The following is a 3,978-nucleotide window of genomic DNA, read 5'->3' on the forward strand; positions in this document are numbered from 1 at the left end:
GTCGAGCGGGGAGGGTGCCACGGGAGCGCCCACCGGGGCGGCCGGAGCGGGCGCGGTGCCGCGACGGCGGGTGCGCCAGGCGTCGCGCAGGTCGAGGATCCCGGTCTCGGCGCGCGCGATCAGCGGCTCGCACCAGGGCAGCGCGAGCAGGATCAGCAGGCCCGCGGCCCAGCCGAGCACCACGTCGCTCAACCAGTGCGTGCCGAGGTAGACGGTGGTCAGGCCGACGCCGAGGGAGACCACGGCGGAGACGGCCGACAGCCAGCGGCGGGCGCGCGGCGTCGAGGCCAGATAGGCGAGGATGCCCCAGGTCACGACGGCGTTGGCGGTGTGGCCCGAAGGGAATATGTCGCCGCCCAGCCACATCTCGTTCGAGCCGACGTTGGTCGCGTAGTGCGGACCGAGACGGCCCATGCTCAGCTTCGCGGCGCCCACCGTGATGTTCAGCAGCAGCAGCGAGGCGCCCAGGACGAGCAGCGGGCGCAGGGTGTGCTGCCGCCAGGAACGCCAGCCCAGCCAGGCCGCGATCATCACGGCGGTGGGGCCGCGCTGGCCCAGCACCACGTAGTAGTCGAGGAACGCGTGGAGCTCCGGCCACTGCTGGTACGGCCGGAAGAACATGACCTGCCAGTCGAACCGGACCAGCCACGACGTGATCACGATGGCCCACACGATGGCGACGTAGAAGGCGAGCGTGGACGCGAAGAGGGCCACCCGGTGCCGGCTCATCCTGGGCACGTCGATGTGGGCCGGTCGTTCCGGCTCACGGTCCAGCCGGGCGAAGACCCGGTCCAGACGAGTCAGCTTTCGTTCGGTACGCACTCAATCGACGTTACAGCGAGTGAGCTGTGTTCCAGGCCGAAGCACCCTCTTTGTGATGACGATGTGATGTGGGATTGCTCTCAGGAGGGCGTTTATTTCCTTGGATTATGGAATCCCCCGTGCGCTCCTCCTTCCATTCGATTGATCATTCCAATGTGAAGTTTTGAGACGCTTTTGAATTCGTTCACCGAATGCTCGCACGCACTTCTCCGGCCGCTCACCCGCCGTCCCGGGTGATCACGGCGGGCCGGAGCCGTTCAGCCAGAAGGCGCCGTACGCCGCCGAGGCCACAGCCACACCGCCCAGCACCCAAGCCGACCTGGAGGTTCGCAGTCGGGCGAGGGCCAGGGCGGGGGGCAGCAGCAGGGGGAAGGCGGGCAGTAGAAGGCGTGGTTTCGAGCCGAAGTAGCTCGACGCGCACAGGGCGAGCAGGGTGACGACCCCCGCGTACACCAGAAGCGGCAGTGGCTGCCGCTGCCGTACGCAGATCACGTACAGCCAGACCAGCAGGCCGACCCCGATGATCAGGGCGAGTCCGGCGAGGGCCGACGGGAACGACGTGAACTTGTCACCGACGAAGCGGGCGAAGGCGTAGCCGCCGTCGAAGCCGTTGCGCCAGCCCGCCTGGACGTCGAGATAGCCAAGCGGGCCCTTCCCCGTGTGACGGCCGACCCACAGGACGTAGCCGGCGGCGCCGAGGGGCGCGATCAGCATCGCCAGGGCGCGCCGCCATCTCGGTGCGCCGGTCCGTGCCGGAACACTCCGCTCCCGTACGAACGAGGCGATCGCCGCCACCCAGACGGCCGCGACCACCGCCGCGCCCACCGGGCGGGTCAGGCCGGCCAGCGACGCGAGCAGGCCCGCGGTCAGCCAGCGGCCGGTCAGGACCGCGTACAGCGACCAGGCGGCGAGCGCCGTGAACAGTGACTCGCTGTACGCCATCGACTGCACGATGCCGACGGGCAGGACCGCCCACAGCAGCACCGCGCAGATCCCGGCCCGGGGCCCGTACACATGGTCCGCGACCGCGAAGATCCCCCAGGCCGCGGCGAGCGAGGCCAGCGCGCTGACCAGCAGGCCCGCGTCCGCGTAGGAGAGAGGGGTGACCGCCGCGAAGGCCCGCTCCAGCCAGGGGAGCAGCGGGAAGAAGGCCAGGTTCGAGTGCACGTCCCCGTTGGGCAGCCGCACCTCATAGCCGTAGCCGAGCTCGGCGACCCGCGTGTACCAGAGGGAGTCCCAGCGGGCGGAGAGCAACTGGTGCGGGCTCTTGTCCCGCGCGGCGCTCCACACGGCCAGCGTCACCATGCCCAGCGCGCGCACCGCCGCGTATCCGAGGAGAGCGGGCGCGGCACGGCGCCAGGCGGGTCCCGCACGGGGCGGCGCGACGGGCGTTTCAAGATCGGTCACGGGCCCGATTATCGACGCCGCCCGGAACCGCGGACCCCGGCGGGGCGTGCTCGCCCACGGGGGAGCGTGGCGCATGCCACACGTGTCTGAAAGGAACGTGAGAGGTCCGCCACCTGTCCTCGACGGGAACTCGCGTACCCTGACCACTCACTCGCCTTTGTTGCGTGGGCCCGGGACACCGCTCCTCCTGGGCCGCAGCCGCAGGGAGTCCCCACCCAGCGGATCCGCCGAACGCGAGGGAACATCTGGGAGGTACGTACATGTCCGGGACGACCACGGCCGCTGCGCGTTGCCGTCGGGAGACCGGGGCCGGTGCAAACCGCTGGGTCGTCCTCATCGTCCTCTGCGTCAGCCTGCTGCTGGTCGCCGTGGACGCCACCGTGCTGCACGTCGCAGTGCCCGCAGTCACCGAGGACCTCACACCCGGCGCGATAGAGCTGCTCTGGATCGTCGACATCTACCCGCTCGTCTGCGCCTCGCTGCTGATTCTCTTCGGCACGCTGGGTGACCGCATCGGCCGCAGGCGCGTCCTTCTCCTCGGGTACGCGCTCTTCGGCGTCGCGTCCGCCATCGCGGCCTTCGCGGACAGCGCCCAGGTGCTCATCGCGGCGCGCGCCCTGCTCGGTGTCGGCGGCGCGATGATCATGCCCGCGACGCTGTCCATCCTGCGGCAGGTCTTTCCCGACCGACGCGAGCGGGCGCTCGCGATCGGTGTCTGGAGTGCCGTCGCCGCGGTCGGCGCGGCCGTCGGACCGCTGCTCGGCGGGTTCCTGCTCGAACACTTCTGGTGGGGCTCGGTCTTCCTCATCAACATCCCGCTGATGCTCGTCAGCCTGCCCGTCGGGCGGCTGCTGCTGCCCGAGTCGACCGGTGACGGCGACGGGCCGTGGGACGTCGTCGGCGCGCTGATGGCCGCGGCCGGGCTCTTCGGCGTCGTTCTCGGTGTGAAGCGGCTCGGTGGCGGAGAGGCCCCGCTGAGCGCCTTCACGGCGGTGCCGCTTCTCGTGGGCGCCGGGCTGCTCTTCGCCTTCGTACGGCGGCAGCGGCGGCGTCGGCATCCGCTGGTCGACCTGAAGATGTTCTCGCGGCCCGCGTTCAGTACGTCCGTGGGGTGCATCGTGCTCGCGATGCTCGCGCTCGTCGGTCTTGAGCTGATCGCCGCGCAGTATCTCCAGCTCGTGCTGAACCTCTCTCCGCTGGAGACCGGGCTGCGGCTGCTGCCGCTCACCGTCGCCGCGATGGCCGCGGGGCTTGTCGGGGCGAAGCTGCTGCAGCGGTTCGGGCCGCGGACCATGGTCTGTTCCGGGTTCTGTCTCACCGCCGCGGCGGTGATCACGCTGACGGGCATGGGGAGCCACGACAACGCTCCGCTGCTGCTGACCGGGTTCGTGCTGCTCGGGTTCGGGCTGGAGGTGACGCTCTTCGGGGCGTACGAGTCGATGCTGAGCGAGGCTCCGCAGGAGCAGGCCGGTGGGGCCGCGGCGATCGGGGAGACGTCGTACCAGCTCGGGGCCGGGATCGGGATCGCGCTTCTCGGGAGCGTGATGAACGCCGCGTACTCGCCCGGAGTTGCGTCCGTTCCGGGGGTCTCTGCGGGGGAGTCTGCTGCTGCTCGGCATTCCCTGGGGGAGGCGTATGAAGTCGCGGAGCGGTTGGGTGGGGGGCCCGGGGAGGGTCGGCCAGTTCGCGCGGCCGCTGGGTTTCGACTGCCGGTCCCTTCGGGCGAGGGCCGGTCGCAGTGTGGCGTGC

At 70.7% G+C, this 3,978-nt stretch carries 3 protein-coding genes; 1 reads left to right on the forward strand and 2 read right to left on the reverse strand.

Annotation, left to right across the window (positions count from 1 at the left end; translation table 11 throughout):
* Both O3Q52_RS49965 and O3Q52_RS49970 read right to left on the reverse strand, forming a co-directional pair.
* On the reverse strand, positions 1-822 hold an 822-nt coding region (locus O3Q52_RS49965; protein ID WP_269655065.1), incomplete at its 3' end, for a phosphatase PAP2 family protein.
* 237 nt (positions 823-1,059) lie between these two features.
* Entirely contained in the window at positions 1,060-2,229 is a 1,170-nt protein-coding gene (locus O3Q52_RS49970; RefSeq protein ID WP_269655066.1) for a glycosyltransferase family 39 protein, read from the reverse strand.
* 260 nt (positions 2,230-2,489) lie between these two features.
* Here O3Q52_RS49970 and O3Q52_RS49975 point away from each other — a divergent pair.
* On the forward strand, positions 2,490-3,978 hold a 1,489-nt coding region (locus O3Q52_RS49975), incomplete at its 3' end, for an MFS transporter (RefSeq protein ID WP_269655067.1).

Origin of the sequence: Streptomyces sp. ActVer, assembly GCF_027270795.1 — a bacterium.
Lineage (GTDB): Bacteria > Actinomycetota > Actinomycetes > Streptomycetales > Streptomycetaceae > Streptomyces > Streptomyces umbrinus_A.